The 17,175-nt window shown below is 50.0% G+C and carries 12 protein-coding genes; 6 read left to right on the top strand and 6 right to left on the bottom strand.

Translation table 11 applies throughout. The annotated features are described in order from the left end of the window. Positions 1–84 precede the first annotated feature (84 nt). Positions 85–1,656: a BCCT family transporter gene (locus QL234_RS21285; RefSeq protein ID WP_281559781.1), complete on the top strand. Its 1,572-nt coding sequence runs from the start codon at positions 85–87 to the stop codon at positions 1,654–1,656. Positions 1,657–1,784: 128 nt separating this feature from the next. Here the strand turns inward: QL234_RS21285 and QL234_RS21280 are convergent, their stop codons facing one another. After that, positions 1,785–2,474, bottom strand: a complete 690-nt coding sequence (locus tag QL234_RS21280; RefSeq protein WP_281559780.1) for a hypothetical protein — start codon at positions 2,472–2,474, stop codon at positions 1,785–1,787. Between the two features lie 219 nt (positions 2,475–2,693). On the opposite strand from QL234_RS21280, the gene QL234_RS21275 reads away from it, so the two are divergent. Further along, complete coding sequence (locus QL234_RS21275; RefSeq protein ID WP_281559779.1) at positions 2,694–3,992, top strand: helix-turn-helix transcriptional regulator; 1,299 nt, start codon at positions 2,694–2,696, stop codon at positions 3,990–3,992. 1 nt (position 3,993) lies between these two features. Here QL234_RS21275 and QL234_RS21270 read toward each other — a convergent pair whose 3' ends face one another. From QL234_RS21270 to QL234_RS21250, 5 genes are all read right to left on the bottom strand, one after another. Next, a complete protein-coding gene (locus tag QL234_RS21270; protein ID WP_281559778.1) occupies positions 3,994–4,479 on the bottom strand; it encodes a type II secretion system protein in 486 nt (161 codons plus the stop codon). A gap of 243 nt (positions 4,480–4,722) precedes the next feature. Next, entirely contained in the window at positions 4,723–5,925 is a 1,203-nt protein-coding gene (locus QL234_RS21265) for a DcaP family trimeric outer membrane transporter (protein WP_281559777.1), read from the bottom strand. A 172-nt stretch (positions 5,926–6,097) separates the two neighbouring features. Continuing rightward, positions 6,098–7,993, bottom strand: a complete 1,896-nt coding sequence (gene acs / locus QL234_RS21260) for an acetate--CoA ligase (RefSeq protein ID WP_281559776.1) — start codon at positions 7,991–7,993, stop codon at positions 6,098–6,100. A 164-nt stretch (positions 7,994–8,157) separates the two neighbouring features. Further along, positions 8,158–8,868, bottom strand: coding sequence for an exonuclease domain-containing protein (locus QL234_RS21255; RefSeq protein WP_281559775.1), 711 nt, complete (start codon positions 8,866–8,868; stop codon positions 8,158–8,160). Positions 8,869–8,876: 8 nt separating this feature from the next. Next, positions 8,877–10,724: a putative nucleotidyltransferase substrate binding domain-containing protein gene (locus QL234_RS21250; protein WP_281559774.1), complete on the bottom strand. Its 1,848-nt coding sequence runs from the start codon at positions 10,722–10,724 to the stop codon at positions 8,877–8,879. A 343-nt stretch (positions 10,725–11,067) separates the two neighbouring features. Between QL234_RS21250 and QL234_RS21245 the strand changes: the two genes are divergently transcribed. From QL234_RS21245 to QL234_RS21230, 4 genes are all read left to right on the top strand, one after another. After that, the gene (locus tag QL234_RS21245) at positions 11,068–11,316 is read left to right on the top strand and encodes a DUF4212 domain-containing protein (protein ID WP_084692920.1); all 249 of its coding nucleotides are present in this window, start codon (positions 11,068–11,070) and stop codon (positions 11,314–11,316) included. 2 nt (positions 11,317–11,318) lie between these two features. Continuing rightward, positions 11,319–13,055: a sodium:solute symporter family protein gene (locus QL234_RS21240; protein ID WP_281559773.1), complete on the top strand. Its 1,737-nt coding sequence runs from the start codon at positions 11,319–11,321 to the stop codon at positions 13,053–13,055. Positions 13,056–13,119: 64 nt separating this feature from the next. Then, complete coding sequence (locus QL234_RS21235) at positions 13,120–13,563, top strand: hypothetical protein (protein WP_281559772.1); 444 nt, start codon at positions 13,120–13,122, stop codon at positions 13,561–13,563. Positions 13,564–13,631: 68 nt separating this feature from the next. Continuing rightward, the gene (locus tag QL234_RS21230) at positions 13,632–17,072 is read left to right on the top strand and encodes a PAS-domain containing protein (RefSeq protein ID WP_281559771.1); all 3,441 of its coding nucleotides are present in this window, start codon (positions 13,632–13,634) and stop codon (positions 17,070–17,072) included. Positions 17,073–17,175 lie beyond the last annotated feature (103 nt).

Genomic DNA, 17,175 nt, shown 5'->3' with positions numbered 1-17,175 from the left:
TTAAGTGAGCAGCGAATGCTTTATCTCCCACAGCTTAGCCGGGGATAACAGCTTTACACGGCAGCCAACAGAGCGATATCCCCGATGAGTGATCGTAAAGACAAATACAGCATTCACAGTACCAGCTACGCCATAGGGCAGGATAATATCCAGAAATGGGGCTTTGATATTCACAATCCGGTCTTTGTCGCCAGCGCCGGCTCTGTACTGTTTTTTTTACTGGCAACCTTGATCAGCGATGCTGAAAACGCCAAATCGGTATTGGACGGGCTCAAGTGGCAAATCATCTCCAGCTTTGACCTGCTTTTTATCTGGGCCGGTAATATATTTGTCTTATTCTGCCTGGTCCTGGCTATTTCTCCTTTTGGCCGTATCCGCCTGGGGGGAAACGATGCCAGGCCCAAACACTCACGCCTTTCCTGGTTTGCCATGTTATTTGCCGCCGGCATGGGCATAGGCCTGATGTTCTGGAGCGTGGCAGAGCCGGTTGCCTACCTGACCGCCTGGTATAAAACCCCGCTGAATGTTGCAGCCAATACCCCGGAAGCCGCCCGGTTGGCGCTGGGGGCGACCATGTATCACTGGGGCTTGCACCCCTGGGCCATCTACACCCTGGTAGCATTGTCACTGGCCTTTTTCTGTTATAACAAAGGCCTGCCCCTTTCTATCCGCTCGATATTTTATCCCCTGTTTGGCGACAAAACCTGGGGTTGGCCCGGTCATCTGGTGGATATATTGGCGGTGCTTGCCACCTTGTTCGGCCTGGCGACCTCTTTGGGGTTGGGGGCACAACAGGCGGCCAGCGGCATGGAGCATGTATTTGCCATCGACAACAGCATGACTTTGCAAATCACCGTGATTGTCGTGGTGACCGCCTTAGCGGTATTCTCGGTGATCCGCGGCCTCGAAGGCGGAGTAAAAATGCTCAGCAAGGTCAATATGTTGCTCGCCCTGGCGCTATTGCTGTTCGTAATATTCAACGCTTTTAAAGTCACCCTGGGTAGCATCCCAACAACATTCGTTGCCTACCTGGAAAATATTATTCCGTTGAGCAACCCCCACGGCCGCGAAGATCAAGCCTGGCTCCGGGGCTGGAGTGTATTCTATTGGGCCTGGTGGATTTCCTGGTCTCCCTTTGTCGGCATGTTTATCGCACGGGTCTCCGAAGGACGCAGCATCAGGGAGTTTATTATTGCGGTATTACTGATCCCAACCCTAGTCACTATCGTCTGGATTTCCGTTTACGGTGGCCTGGCCATCGACCAGGTCATGAAAGGCGTCGGTACTTTAGCCAAAGAAGGTATCACTGAGGTGCCGCTGGCCATGTTCCAGATGTTTGAGCAATTACCCATGAGCCAGGTGATCTCGGTTATCGCTATCGTACTGGTTTTGGTATTTTTCATCACCTCGTCAGACTCCGGCTCCCTGGTTATCGACAGCATTACCGCCGGCGGAAAAATAGAGGCTCCGGTGCCGCAACGTGTTTTTTGGGCAGTCACCGAAGGACTTATTGCCGCCACCTTATTATGGATTGGCGGTCCCCAGGCCATAGAAGCCTTGCAGGCCGGCGCCATCTCAACCGGCCTGCCCTTTACCCTGGTATTACTCTTGATGTGTGTCAGCCTGGTAATGGGACTAAAAACCGAGCGAAACTGACCGGTAAAATAACAAATACCACCCCAGCTGATTGCAGTTAAAAACTTTTAAAACAAAGACCCGACACAAACTCTTTTCGGCTAAATGAACGCTTTAGCCGGAAAGGAACAGGATAAATCAAGATCCGGTTATTTAGCTGCTGCACAAAGATCCGAATGAGACACGCTATCTTGTTCCGGCAACCGGTTACTGAACATAAAGATGCCTATCCAGATAAACCAGACGATCTGACTCAAACCAAAAATTTCCGTAAGTACATCTGCCGGATAACAGGTTGAGATACCGGCACAGCCCACAAAGACCCCGAGGTAAAACAAGGGTTTTGACAAGGCATGGCCTTTCCAGCCGGCCAGGCTCAACAATAGCACCCATAAACCACCGACAAGTTCGTTGCCGCCGCCAATACCATCAACAAGCGTCATCAAGGTTAACCACATAATGCGGGCCTGCTCAGGCTCTGTCTCAGCGAGCTTAAGCACAGCCGCCATGCCTATGTTATCGATCATGCCACTGGCAATGACCAGGCCGACCCAGAGAAAACCAAACACACAGGCAAACCGGGATAAGGCCTCAGCCTGTACTTTTAACCTTTCATGTAATGCCAGTACCATTACCGCCAGCAACACACCAAACAAGACATAAACAACCAGGTTCATCACCGACAACAGCAATTGGTTATCGGCTAAAAATTGAAATTTCAGCATAACATCATCGCCAGCCGGATATTGCAAGACCGCCCCGTAAACGATAAAGGCCAGAATATAGATCAGGGCTTCAGAAATTGCAGCAAGTCCACCAAGTTTTTGAAGATTACTCATACTTGTTCCTTATATTTTCTTTCATTTTTTTACCGGTATAATACCGGAGTGACTATGATTGCCAGCCAAAGAATAATATGGCCGTCTTTAGCGCTAATACTGACGGATACTGCCCTTAGCATCGTCCGAGACTACTAGCGCGGACACTTTTTTCGCTTGTAATTGTTCTCACAGCAATACAAACGATGTCCTTTTAGACAAAAACAACACACAGGAAAAGTGAACTTGGAAGATCTGCTGCTATTTGCTATTACCATGGCAACACTTGGACAAATAGTCCTGTGTATTCCCCTGCTGCTGGCGGATGCAAAACAAAGGCAAACCAGACTTCCACTCACCGTCTACTTTCTTGCTACCGCGGTACTGGCAACCGGCCCGGCAATTTATCTGCTATTACCCGCCTGGTACAGCCTTTATATAGCGGCGGTATTTCCCGCCTGGTTCCTGCTTGGACCAAGCTTTTACCTTTATGTGCAGGCGCTCACCTGTAATACTCCCTGGAAAATGCAAAGAAAACATCTGCTCCACGTTATTCCCGCCGGATTCGGCCTGGTCATCACAGGGTTAGTACTCACACTCACTCCAGAACTGAGACATGCAATTTTTATCGAAGGCGCAGAAGCTGACTCTGGCTTGCCCCTGCTCACGGTCATTAGCGTGTTCCTGTCGCTACTCGTGTGGGTTATGCAGTCTATCTATTATGTCACTCGCATTGTGATCTGTTTGTCCCGTTACCGAAAACAGTTAAAAAACTTGTTTGCCAACAACGACAACCGGGAGCTTGGTTGGTTATACGCCTTATTGCTCCTGGTCGTGAGCACCTGGATATTCTCCTTGCTGGCGATGATGTCAGACTTAGCACTGGAAAGTACATTAACCAGCCGACTTGAAGCAATACTGTCTCTGGTGCTGGTATGGAGCCTGGCCTACCTAGGTTTAAAGCAAAAACCTGGCTTCGAGGGCCGCTATGATGACGGTCAAGCTCTTGAGATTAACCCCCTTGATGATAAGGGAGCTGATCACAATGCCGGTGATACTAAGGAAGCTAATGAAACAGGCCATAGCGAGGCGCAAAGCACTGAGACGGGCAGCACAGGAACAGAGAAAGAAGAAACCGGCAACAACAAGAAATATCAGCGCTCGGCCTTAAGTACAGAGCAGGCTTTACGTATCGCTGACAAAATCAACACAGTAATGGCGCAGGAACAGCTCTACCTCGACTCCACATTATCGTTAAACAAGCTGGCTCAGCACCTGGCCATCTCCCCTAACTATATTTCGCAGACCTTAAACGAAACCCTGAACAGCACCTTTTTCGACTTTATCAACCAATGGCGTATTAAAAGTGCCAAGCCGATGGTTATCGATAATAAAGCCAACGTATTAACCATAGCACTTGAGGTCGGTTTTAATGCCCGCTCCTCTTTTTATAAAGCCTTTAAAAAAGAAACCGGCATGACACCCGGTGATTTCAGAAAGTCACATACCGGTGATACATGTAAACGTGCCGGCAATTGACTTACTCCAGATTAAAGCCAACCCCTGTACCGGTTGTTGGAAAATAAGAAAAAAACGGTGTTTCGACATTATTGAAAACATCGCCATCATGATTAATGTAAACACAGGCAGGACCAAAACGTAATGCTGACCATTCTGCGGTCGCCACAGTCCCAGGGTAAACAACAATATTAATGGAAGTATCCATAATATTTTCCCATATCTCGAGACAGCCATTATTGTCTGCGGTGCTGCTGTCAGGATAACCTTCATCACTCATAGGGACAGTATTGCCGCCAACTTCAATACTCGACGGCTCCCCCAAAATCTGCCACTTCAAATGAAGCTGCCCGGCAGCCCCGTGAAAGCTTGCCATTACCGATGCTGTCACCGCCTTATTGGCATCATCGCTCAAGTCAAAAAACCTGGGCAGGGCTACTACTGAAAGCACTCCCAAGATAACAATAACCGTAACCAGCTCTATCAGGGTAAAGCCGTTTTTTTTCATATTGACCAGCACAAGTCATATTACATGACATACAACATACTTCTGTCGGCATGCTATCAAAAAAGAGCATATGCTAAAAGCTTTCACCCCGTTAACAAGCAGACCTGCTGTTATCTTTCTCTTACAGTGCCAGTCAACACTTGTGAAAATTACTGAAGTTAAAGCAAAATTAACTCGCTCCTAAATGAACACAACAAACCAGACCAACATCCATGTCAGCCCGGCTTATTGGTTTTAACTTACTTACAGCACGTACTTGGCCGAGAACTGCAACCTGTCCAAGTCGCCGTCATAACCGTTTTCCAGCTCACGATTGGCCCGGATATATTCCACGCCGATACTTAAGGGTTTAATCGGCGAATAAATCAAATTCAGGTGAATACTGTCTGCGGATTTGGTGGCACTGCGCCCGGTATATTCGGTTTTATTATCGGCGGAAAAAGTCGAATAACTTAAGGTTGAGCGTAACTTTTCATTCCACAGGTGGCGATAGGCAACAAAGCCGCCGTAGCTGTCAATGGCTTCAAGGTCGCCCTTGTCATCCAGCACCGCATCACTGGTAATGGCCAGGCCGATATAACGCCCCATGCCCGAGCCATAAGAGCCCATAAAGCGGATGTCATCGGCGCCCAGTTTTATTTTTCCCGCAACGCTGACCCCGTAAGCCGAGGTGGTGCTGTCGTAGTTGGCATCATCAATTTTTAATTGCCGTAACAGTCCGGCAACGCTGAGCTGTCCCCAGTCGGCATTATGGTTATAGCGGGCGACCATATCCGGCAGCGAGCTATCGTCACAATCAATACGGCCGTTACCGCCATTGTTCATCACCAGGCTTTCCGGGTTTTCCAGCGAGAACTGCCAGTTGCCATAGCTGTAGCGCACCATGGCCTGGCGCTCAAAAATAGTGCTTTCTGCCGGCCCTAAGAAGTCCAGGGACTCGGGTAAGGCACCGGTGTTTTGGAAGGTGGTCCAGGTTTGTCCCACCAGCCAGTTGTCATAACTGATAAAAGCATGGCGCAGCCTTGGCGAATAGCTGTTGGATACCAATTCATTGCCGCCGGGCGTGGCTAAAAAATCCATTTCAAGAAATGTTTTAACTTTGTGGCCGTCGATATTGGTCAGGGTGCTGAAATTAAAGCGCGTCGCCCTGGTGTGGCCATCAAAAGTGGTAGCACCGTCTTCACAATCCTGGCTTTCACATACCGGCACGGTTGAGGGTACATAAAACTGACGGCCGATACTATTGGAGGCCAGTGAGCCGTCGCTAAAATCGCTCCAGAAGGCATCCACTTTCATATAACCGCCGAAAGCAAACTCAGTGTCGTTAACCGCATCTTTTAACTTAACCGCAGCCGTTGCCGGTAACGCCAGCAACAAGGCTGCTGCCAGCGCGCTTTTAGCTACGGTTAATTTACCTGCATTCGTAAAGTTTTTATTCGTAAACATGCTTCTACCCTCTTTTTTATGCACAAACAGGCTCCCAGCACCTACTGAGAGTGCCTGCCAGACGGCGCACCTTTTATGGTTTTATTATTTGTAATGGTTATTTAGAAACTTAAAGCGTCCGGGCCATCCCTGCATTAAATCCGGACTTAAACCCGAACACTTTAAGGTCGGCTTATTCTTCCAGCGTACTTAAATCGCCTTCATCCTGGCCTAATGCCCGGGCTTTTAAAACCCGGCGCATAATTTTTCCGGAGCGGGTTTTCGGTAAGCTCTCCACAAAAGTCACATCCTCCGGCATGGCGATACGGCCCATTTCTTTGGCCACATGCTCCCTCAGTTCAAGGGAAAGTTCGTCACTGCCGGCAACCCCTTGCGCTAAAATGGCGTAAGTGTGAATGGCATTGCCTTTTAATTCATGGGGTAAACCTATCGCTGCCGCCTCGGTGACCTGCGGATGGCTGACCAGGGCGCTTTCAATTTCGGCGGTGCCCAACCGGTAACCGCTGACCTTCAGCACTTCATCCATGCGGCCAATCACCCAGATATAACCGTCATCGTCTTTTTTCGCACTGTCCCCGGCCAGATAACGCCATTTACCGTCAACTTCATTCCAGTACAGGGATTTATAACGCTCATCATCTTTAAAAATGGTGCGTGCCATACCCGGCCAGGGGTTGTTGATAATAAGTTTGCCTTCTTCATTGGCGGCCACTTCCCGGCCTTCGTCATCCACTATGGTAATTTCGTTACCGAAGAAAGGTTTAGTGGCAGAGCCGGGCTTTAACGGTGTGATCGGCAGCGGACAAATCATCAGGCCGCCGGTTTCCGTCTGCCACCAGGTATCAATGATCGGGCAATTGCCGTTACCTATCACCTGGTGATACCACTTCCAGGCTTCCGGGTTGATCGGCTCGCCGACACTACCCAGTAAACGCAGGCTGGAAAGGTCATGTTTTTTCGGCCAGCGATCGCCAAAACGCATCAGGCCGCGGATCGCCGTAGGCGAGGTATAGAGAATATTGATGCCGTATTTTTCGATGATCTGCCACCAGCGGTTCGGATAGGGGTAATTGGGAGCACCTTCATAGAGCATGATGGTCGCGCCGTTGATAAGCGGCCCGTAAACAATATAACTATGGCCGGTGATCCAGCCGGGATCGGCGGCGCACCACCAGCGATCTTCCGGTTTAATATCAAACGCCATACGATGGGTGGTGGAGGTATACACAGAATAACCGCCATGGGTATGCAACATGCCCTTGGGGGAGCCTGTAGTGCCTGAGGTATAAAGGATAAACAGCGGGTCTTCGGCATCGAGCTGTTCGGTATCACATTTGGGCGAGGCAATAGGTAAAGCCACCAGGTCGTGATACCAGAAGTCCCGGGTGGCTTCCATTTCCACCTCAAGTGCATTGTTTTTAACACAAATACACACTTCTATGGTGGGCGAGCGCTTCATGGCATTGTCGGCAATGGTTTTCAAATCGATCTGTTTACCGCGGCGCCAGCCGCCGTCTGCGGTGATCAATACCCGCGACTGAGCATCTTCAATGCGTGAAGCCAGGGCATCGGTACTGAAGCCGCCATATACCACGCTGTGAATGGCACCGATTTTGGCGCAGGCAAGCATGGCAAAAATCAGCTCGGGAATTTGCGGCATATAGATAGTGACCACATCCCCCTTTTCCACCCCCATGCTTTTCAGCACATTGGCAAACTGACACACCTCGCGGTTTAAACCGTTGTAGGAATAGTTGCGAACCTGGCCGTTTTCCCCTTCCCAGATAATCGCCATTTTATTGCGGTTGGCATTGGTTAGATGCCGGTCGATGGCGTTATGGACAATATTAGTTTTTCCGCCGCTAAACCATTGATAAAAAGGTGCCTTGCTTTCATCCAGAACCTTATCCCATTTTTTGTACCAGCCTAAAGTCTCGGCCTGCTCGGCCCAGAACGCTTCGCGATTATTAATGGAGTAGTCATATAAAGCCTGGTACTCCGGGACATTGGCTTGTTCCATCACATCAATAGAAGGGTTAAAAAGTTCACTGCTGTTCGCGTCATTCATCAGATCTGCTCCAAAGGGGTTATCTATCCTTGAATCCAAGGCAAGGTTAATTGTGCTTGCTATAGAATCTAGAGGGTTAGCGCAAAAGAATAAATTAGACCTTGGTCTAATACCCTGATAACAGGCTGGATGAAAAGCAGGGTGAACAACGAGAATAGAGAGGCTTATAACAAATAATGTTTAAGCGGCAATTGTTCACCGTGATTGGCACAGGCAACTTCTGCCAACAGGAGTTCGGCGGTGGCAAGGGCATCGTTTAAGGCATTGTGGGCAAAATGCGCGGGCAATTGATGACTTTGCCTTAAGTTACCAAGGCGCAAGCCGGAAGCATCAAAGGGTAAGCCCCTTTTGTCCAGGCGGCGTTTGGCGACCATTAAGGTGTCAATCACAGGGAAAATCGGCGCCATGCCATAAAGCTCAAGACAAGCCTGACGCAAGAAGGTAATTTCTATGCGGGCAAAATGCACCAGCATCACTTTACCGGCAAGTGCGCTAAGTATTGCTTCCACCACCAGGGCCAACTCGGCCCCCTGCTCTTTGGCGCTGTCGGTGATCTGGTGGATCACCACGTTATCTTCATCAAGCAGCCCCCGGGTTTTCACTATCTGGTGATACCGGGATTTGAGGCAAATTTCCCCCCGGTTTATTTCGACGGACCCGGCGCTGAGCAGCTGATCTTTTTTACTGTCCAGGCCTGTGGTTTCAAAGTCCAGCGCCAGCACAGGCACTTCAGAGATAGGGGTATTTTTATCGGGAAAGGGCACGGATAAAAATGCTTTTAACGGCCCGTCCGGTGCACGGGCCAGCAAACGTTTCCTGTGGGCCTGGTAACCGAACAGGGCAAGGTGTAATTTATCGAGCAGCTTCATCGACATCAGCAACACTAACCGTAAACACTTTGCCGGACATCCTGCAGGGATTTCACCACCTTAAAGGCGTCTTTAAGGTGCTCCCGCTCAAGCCTGGAGATTTGTTTCGGCGGTAAAAAGTTATCGGCCAGCTTACCTTGCTGAAGCTGCTTAACCTGGTGCTCGATGCGCAGCATGCCCATAAATTCGACGGCATCAATCAGGTTCTTGGCCGATGCCAGGGTTAACGAAGCACTGCCAGCTACCTGGCGCAGTCGCTCAACGGTATTCACGGCGCTAACCCCTTCGGCCAGCGCATAAATCCGGGCAAGATCGACAATCGGCGCTATGCCCTTATGCTTCAAGTCCAGGGTATTTTTATTGTCGCCATTTTTCTCCAACACAAAATCCCGGAAAAAACCCAACGGCGGGCGCAAGTTCAGGGCATTTTTCGTTAAATGGGCAAGAAAAAGAGTATTACCTTGGGTTTGTGCCAGCATGGTTTGGCGTAAATCCGTCAATAACGACATTTCACCATGAATAGGCGCTAAGTCAAAAAAGATACTGCAATGCATCAGCGCCTTGGGGTCAGGTTTGTTGACCCAAGCTTCAAAATACTGCCCCCATACTTTCTGGCTTTGCCGCCATTTGGGGTTGCTCGCCATGACATTGCCCGGACAATAGGCATAACCGCAGGCGGCCAGACCGTCACAGACAAAGGTGGCCAGGTCGTGGAACCAGTAATCATGCTCCGGCTTGGCTTGATCCGAGATGATCAGGGCATTGTCCTGATCTGAGTGGCAGCACTGCTCGCGCCGGGCCTGAGAGCCTGCGGCCACCCAGACATAAGGCACCGGGGCCGGACCGGAGATTTTCTCCGCCATCTCAATCAGGCGCACGGTAAAGGCGGCGGTAATGGCGCTGATGCTTTTACCGACATGGGCGGCGGTAGTGCCGGTTTTAACCATATGTTGCTGTAACTTAGGTACCAGTTTGCTGATTTCCACCAGCGCTTTGATGCTCTCGGCTTTATGGATAGCACCGGTAATATGCACGGCATTTTGCCCTTCCTGCCGGATCAAATCCGTTACCGTGATCATACCCGCCAATTTTCCTTCCCGGGTGACCGGCAGGTGATGGATTTGTCGGGTGGTCATCAACACCAGGGCATCAAAGGCATTATTGTCGGCTTCTATCGAGATCAATTGCCGGGTCATGATATCACTCACCGGCTGTTCAACAGACAGGGCCTGGGCCACACAACGCTGGCGGATATCTTTGTCGGTCACTATGCCCGCCATCTCCCCTTTTTCGGTCACCAGCAAGGACGAAAGATTCACTTCATTCATCTTGATGGCAGCATCCCTAATCGAGGCACCGGCGGTTATGGTGACGGCGGGGGCACGGTAAAAATCACTGATACTGGTATTCATTAACGTACCATTGACCACGGCTTGCTCATGAATTTTACTGACCTGGCGCTGCAGCCGTTCGGCAGCAGAGGTATTAAAATACGCCAGCACCTCGGGAAACGGCTGGAGCAAATCAAAGACCAGTTGCCAGTTGATGCTGTATAACAGAGTATCTTCATCGGTTCTCACGGCAATTTTAATCTTGTCATCCGGCAGGCAGAATACCGTGCAAATATCGCCTTCGCCGAATTTCCCTAATAATTCATGCTGTTCATCCAAATAAGACAAGGCGCCTTTGCGCACTAGGTACAAGCGGGGCTCGGTGATATTTTTAGGCGGTAAACTACTGTCTTTTCTCAAATATCCGATATGAATATTTTCCGTGAGTCTGTCGGCGGCATCATCGGGTAATTTATCAAAAGGAGGGGATGCCTTGATAAAATCACGGATTTCGGTCAGTTCAGCATTCATGCATTTCACCCCTTTTGATTCGGCCTATGAGCATCTAGCTCTATGATTTCATATGCTATTTAACCCGCTATCACCAAGCAGGGTCAACAGAGAATTGGCCAACCTAGACTAAAGTTTAATATCCCCGAACGAGAAAGATTGCTAACTTTAGGTTCAAGTTAATCGGTATCACTGATATAACTGAACGCAAATGTGGCAATTATTGTTTATTACAAAATAAAGTCCGGCAGTCGCTTTTTTATAAAAAGCTTTTTTAATAGGCAAGTACCACAACTTTAATTAAAACAAAATCATGCCTTTGGCATGGTAATAATAAATAGCTCTGTGTCAAAAGGAGAGTCTTGTGGGAAGTAACCAATCATACTGGCAGAAAAATCTGCGCTTAATCATGATATGCCTGCTCATCTGGTTTATCGTTTCTTTTGGTTTTGGCCTGCTGCTGGTTGAACCGTTAAATAACTTTAGCTTAGGCGGCTACAAACTCGGCTTCTGGTTTGCCCAGCAAGGCTCCATCTATACCTTTGTCGCCCTGATTTTCTGGTATTCATCAAAAATGAATAAGCTGGATAAAGAACACGGCGTTGAGGAATAATCATGGATGAATTAAAACTCTATACTTATATTGCCGTTTTCGGCTCCTTTGGCCTTTATTTTGCCATTGCCTGGTGGGCGCGAGCAGGCTCCACCAGTGACTTCTATGTTGCCGGCGGCGGTGTCAGCCCGGTACAAAACGGTATGGCCATAGGTGCCGACTGGATGAGTGCCGCTTCCTTTATCTCCATGGCAGGTATGATCGCCTTTTTGGGTTACGGCGGCTCTGTGTTTTTGATGGGCTGGACCGGCGGTTATGTGCTGCTGGCCATGCTACTCGCCCCTTATATGCGCAAACACGGCAAGTTTACCGTGCCGGAATTTATCTCCGACCGCTATTATTCGAAAACCGCCCGTATCGTCGCCGTGGTCTGTTTAATTATTGCTTCCCTGACCTATATCATCGGCCAGATGAAAGGGGTCGGTGTCGCCTTCTCCCGCTTTCTGGAAGTTGATTACGGTTTAGGGCTGGGCATAGGTATGGCGGTGGTCTGGGTCTATGCCGTGCTTGGCGGCATGAAGGGCATTACCTACACCCAGATTGCCCAATACTGCGTGCTCATTTTTGCCTATACCATTCCGGCAATCTTTATTTCTTTCCAGCTCACCGGCAACCCCATCCCCCAATTGGGACTGGGCAGCACATTGGCCGATGGCAGCGGCGTATACCTTTTGGATAAACTGGATATGGTGGTGACCGATCTCGGCTTTAAGGAATATACCACCTCGTCGATGGGCAACAGTCTGAACATGTTTGCCTATACTATGTCGCTGATGATAGGTACCGCGGGTTTGCCCCATGTGATCATGCGCTTCTTTACCGTGCCCAGCGTCAAAGCGGCCCGCTCCTCTGCCGGTTATGCCCTGGTCTTTATTGCCCTGCTTTATACTGTGGCTCCGGCCGTTGGCGCCATGGCCCGGTTAAACCTGATGAACACCATAGAGCCTGCGGCGGGCCAGAACATGGTTTATGCCGAACGCCCCCAATGGTTTAAAGACTGGGAAAAAACCGGCCTGTTGAAGTTTGAAGATAAGAACAACGACGGCAAGGTGCAATACGTAGCCGACCCGGAGAAAAATGAAATGGTCAAAGTTGACCGCGACATCATGGTATTGGCCAACCCCGCCATCGCCAACCTCCCCAACTGGGTCATCGCCCTGGTGGCGGCAGGCGGCCTGGCAGCGGCATTGTCCACGGCAGCAGGTTTGCTCCTGGCGATCTCCTCGTCCATTTCCCATGATTTAATGAAGGGGGTATTGACGCCCAACCTGTCGGAGAAAAACGAGTTGCTGGCGGGACGCGTAGTGATGACATTATCCATCCTGGTTGCCGGTTATCTCGGGCTAAATCCGCCCGGATTCGCCGCAGGTACCGTGGCCCTGGCCTTTGGCTTGGCGGCATCGAGTATCTTCCCGGCATTAATGATGGGCATCTTCTCCAAGAAAATGAGCGGCACCGCCGCCGTGTGGGGCATGTGCAGCGGGATCGGCATTACCATGCTGTATGTATTCCAGCATAAGGGCATTATGTTTATCCAGGGCACTTCCTTCTTAGGTCCGCTGGAGCCCAACTGGTTCTTAGGGATTTCACCAAATGCCTTCGGCGCAGTCGGCGCGTTAGTGAACTTTGCCGTGGCCTTTATCGTGCTTAAAGCCAAAGGGCCGGCACCGGCAGAAATCCAGCAATTGGTTGAGAATTTCCGTATTCCGGCGGGCGCCGGCGCGGCCCACAACCATTAATTTCCCCCTGACCCTGTACTGAGACTCCTGCGGGAGTCTCAGTACACACGGATGTAAGAAAACCATGAACAAACACACTAAACTTGCAATCTTGATCGCACCGCTGCTATTAATCGCAGGTTATATCGCCTCTGATTATTATCTCGAACATCAGGCGGCTCAAGATAAGGTTTTTTACCTCAACCAGCAAAACAACTGCGACGTACTGGCGGATAAATGCGTGCTTGAATCCGGCGAATTTTTAATTTCCGTATCCGACCGCCAGGGCACCACCCAAATTAATGCCACTTTCCCCTTAGATACCGTGGTCTTGATGCTGGTTAACGATGATAACTCCCAACAAATTTACCAGCTGGCCATGGCAGATAGTCCCTATTACTGGCAGGCAAAAACCGACCTGCGCGAGTCTATCCCCCGTGCCGGCGATTCCCGAAAATTACGCCTGGTGGCCAAGATCAAAGGCGGCAGCTATATCAGCGAATTTGTCAGCACCACCATTTCACGATAAGGTGGTTTATGCGCTATCCCTTGATATAAGAAATCTGATAATAAGCAACCTAACGCAGGAAAAGCTCGATGTTTGAGAACTGGCAATTAGTATTATTAAGCCTGAGTTACACCGGCTTACTTTTTTATATTGCCTCAGTGGGAAACCGCCACCGCCACAAAAAAATCCCCGGCGGCCATGCACTGATTTATGCCCTGACCCTGGGGGTATACTGCACTTCATGGAGTTTTTTAGGCACCTCGGGCCAGGCGGCATCGAGTATGCTTTCTTACCTGCCGATTTATCTCGGTCCTATTTTGTTGTTCACCTTTGCCTGGTCCTTTATTCAGCGGCTGATCCGGGTAAGCTTAAAGCTCAATCTGACTTCGATTGCCGATTTACTCGCCGCCCGTTTTGGCAAATCCCATAAGCTGGCGGTATTGGTGACTATTGTTGCCCTGATCGGCACTTTGCCTTACCTGGCCCTGCAGCTCAAAGCCATAGTCTATTCACTGCAATCCTTATCCCATAATGCCGATATGCCCGACTGGCAAATCGGCCTGGTGCTGAGCTTATTGCTCACCGGTTTTACCATTATTTTTGGCGTGCGCACCATAGACGTTACCGAACGCCATCCCGGAGTGATGCTGGCCATCGCCTTTGAATCCCTGGTTAAACTGTTAGCCTTTTTCGCGGTCGGTATTTTTGCCGTCTTCTTTATCTATGACTCCCCCACCCAGTTGTGGCAACTGTCCCAGGCAAATATGAAACTGGAGCAACAACTGCAAGCCCCCAATCTGATTTCCATGTTTGGCTTGTTGATTATCGTCATGTCGGCATTTTTATGTCTACCGCGCCAGTTTCAGGTAATGGCGGTAGAGCTGAAAAGCGATAAACACACAGGCCTGAGCAGAACTTTATTTCCCCTGTACCTGCTGGTTTTTGCCGTTTTCGCCATCCCGCTCGGCCTGGCGGGAGAGCTGGTGCTGGGGGATAAGGTCTCCCCCGATGCCTATGTACTGCTGTTACCTGCGGTGAAGGAACAAACCTGGCTCACCTTACTGGTGTTTATCGGCGCAGTCTCGGCAGCCAGCTCTATGGTGATCATCTCCTCTATCGCCTTAAGTACCATGCTCAGTAATGAAATTGTCTTTCCCAAACTCTTTCGCCGCGCCCCCGAAGAGCATAAAAACTTCCATGATTTCAGGGTCAAACTGTTAACCGTGCGCAAGCTGCTCGTTGGCCTGGTGATCGGCTTAAGCTACGGGGTGTTTTTAATTGCCCCGCCGGATACCTTATCTTCTTTGGGGCAAATCGCCTTTGGCGCCGTGGCACAACTGGCACCGGCGCTGGTGGTGGCTTTTTATTGGCGAAAAGCCAGCTTGGTCGGGGTTTATAGCGGTATCAGCATAGGTTTTATCCTCTGGCTGACGTTAAACCTCCTGCCTGAATTTGGCCTTTACCCGCAACCGGTCACAACTAGCTATTTACCGGCAAACACGGCGGCCACCCTGATCAGCCTGGGAGCCAATATCCTGGCGATTTTATGGTTTTCCCAGTTAAGCAGACAAAGCGTGCAAGAGCGGATGCAGGCCAGGCACTTTCTCCCGCACCAGGTACCGGGTGAAATTAAGCATCAGCATACCCGGGTAATAGATACCACAGAATTACAGGCCCTGACCGCGCACTTTGTCGGTAAAGACAAAGCCCAAACCAGCTTTAACCATTTCCTTAGCCGGCATGATCGCAAACAAATGTCGACGGCGGCCTTTAACGACGCCCTGATTCATCAAACGGAAAATATGCTCGCCGGAGTGATGGGCTCAAGCTCGGCACGCCTGGTGATCTCCTCAGCATTGGAAGGCAGGGATATTGCCCTTGATGATATCGCCTTTTTAATGGAGCAGGCATCCAGCGAGCGCAAAGCCTTCAGCCACAACCTGCTGCAAAGTGCGATAGAAAATGCCAGCGAAGGCATTTCCATTATCGATAATGAACTTAACCTGGTGGCCTGGAATAAACGTTATCTCGACCTGTTTAATTATCCCGAAGACTTAACCTATATCGGGGCACCGGTGGAAAAGCTGATCCGCTACAATGTCGACCGGGGACTGTGCGGCCCCGGCGACAGGGAACAACTGGTTAGCAGGCGTATTCAGTTCCTCAAAGCCGGCAGTCCCCACAGCTCAGAGCGGGAAACCGCCAACGGCAAAGTGATACGCATCCAGGGCAACCCCTTACCCGGCGGCGGCTTTGTGATGATATTTTCCGATATTACTCCCTACCGCCAGGCAGAAAAAATCCTTACCGAAAAAAACCTGGACCTGGAAAGCCTGGTCTCGGAGCGCACCAAAAACCTGGCGGAAGCCAATAGCGCCCTGGAGCAGGCCCACCGGATTGCCGAGTCGGCAAATCAAAAAAAGAGTCTGTACCTGAAAGCCTGCTCCCATGATCTGATGCAGCCGCTTGAAGCCGCCCGCTTATTCACCTCGGCTTTAGCCCATGATGACAAGCTCGACAACAGCCAGCAAAGACAGGTAAAAAATATCGACCACGCGTTAAAAGTTGCCAATGATCTCTTGTCGGATCTAACGGAGATTGCCCGTATCGAAGGGGGAAATATCCGCCCAGATATCGAACATTTCCCCCTGAAAGCGCTTATGCAAAACCTGTTCGCAGAGTTCACTTTACTGTCAAAAGACTACCAAATAGATTTTCACGGTATCGACAGCCGTTATTGGGTGAAAAGCGATGCCAAACTGCTGCGGCGCATTTTGCAAAATTTTTTAGGCAATGCTTTTCGTTATGCCGGCCCGGGTAAAGTACTGATCGGCTGTCGCCGCCGTGGCGATCAGGTGGAAATTCAGGTGCTGGACAATGGCCCGGGAATAGCGAAAGACAAGCACCAGGAAATTTTCGAGCAGTTTACCCAGCTAGAGCAAAGCTCGGCTGCCGGAGCCAAAGGCTTAGGGCTGGGCCTGAATATTGCCCGCAGCTTAAGTCAACTGCTCGGCCATGAACTGGGACTTGAGTCTACACCCGGCAAGGGTTGTAAATTTTTTATTCGGGTGCCCCTGGTACAAAGCCAGCAGGCTGTCGTAACACCTAAGCCTGCTCCGGCGATCGGTTTAACCGGTGTTAACGTGCTTTGTGTCGATAACGATCCCGACGTGCTTAACGGCATGATGGCACTGCTCAAAGCCTGGCAATGTAATATATACTCCGCCAGCTCTTATCACCAGGCACAGCAGGTTTTTAAACAACATGAATGTGACATAGATATCATGCTGGTGGACTACCAGCTGGGAAATGGTGAAAACGGCATCGAGCTAATGACAGAATTAACCAACCGGGTAAATTATCCGCTGCCCGGCATACTGATCACGGCAACCACAGACGAAACCGTGGCAACACAGGCAAGGGAAGCCGGCTTTGGTTATATGCGAAAACTGGTCAAGCCGGCGGCGTTACGGGCCATGATCAGTGCCATGCTTACCAGAAGTTTACAGGGAAATTATTCGCAAAAATAAGAGCAGAGAATAATCAGAGGTTATTCTTGCCCTTATCATGATCACAACCCTAACCAATAACCCGGAAAGGTCAGCGCCTGTTAATTTATTTTTCTCTTTTTGT

The organism is Thalassomonas sp. RHCl1, assembly GCF_947387555.1.
Lineage (GTDB): Bacteria > Pseudomonadota > Gammaproteobacteria > Enterobacterales > Alteromonadaceae > Thalassomonas.
Note: the sequence above shows the minus strand (reverse complement) of the source record. Positions and strands in the feature narration are given on the sequence as shown.

What these genes read in the sequence shown, in the direction of transcription:
- QL234_RS21285 (WP_281559781.1), top strand. Translation starts at nt 85, where the DNA reads ATGAGTGATCGTAAAGACAAATACAGCATTCACAGTACCAGCTACGCC.
- QL234_RS21280 (WP_281559780.1), bottom strand. Translation starts at nt 2,474, where the DNA reads ATGAGTAATCTTCAAAAACTTGGTGGACTTGCTGCAATTTCTGAAGCC.
- QL234_RS21270 (WP_281559778.1), bottom strand. Translation starts at nt 4,479, where the DNA reads ATGAAAAAAAACGGCTTTACCCTGATAGAGCTGGTTACGGTTATTGTT.
- QL234_RS21265 (WP_281559777.1), bottom strand. Translation starts at nt 5,925, where the DNA reads ATGTTTACGAATAAAAACTTTACGAATGCAGGTAAATTAACCGTAGCT.
- acs (WP_281559776.1), bottom strand. Translation starts at nt 7,993, where the DNA reads ATGAATGACGCGAACAGCAGTGAACTTTTTAACCCTTCTATTGATGTG.
- QL234_RS21255 (WP_281559775.1), bottom strand. Translation starts at nt 8,868, where the DNA reads ATGTCGATGAAGCTGCTCGATAAATTACACCTTGCCCTGTTCGGTTAC.
- QL234_RS21250 (WP_281559774.1), bottom strand. Translation starts at nt 10,724, where the DNA reads ATGAATGCTGAACTGACCGAAATCCGTGATTTTATCAAGGCATCCCCT.
- QL234_RS21240 (WP_281559773.1), top strand. Translation starts at nt 11,319, where the DNA reads ATGGATGAATTAAAACTCTATACTTATATTGCCGTTTTCGGCTCCTTT.
- QL234_RS21235 (WP_281559772.1), top strand. Translation starts at nt 13,120, where the DNA reads ATGAACAAACACACTAAACTTGCAATCTTGATCGCACCGCTGCTATTA.
- QL234_RS21230 (WP_281559771.1), top strand. Translation starts at nt 13,632, where the DNA reads ATGTTTGAGAACTGGCAATTAGTATTATTAAGCCTGAGTTACACCGGC.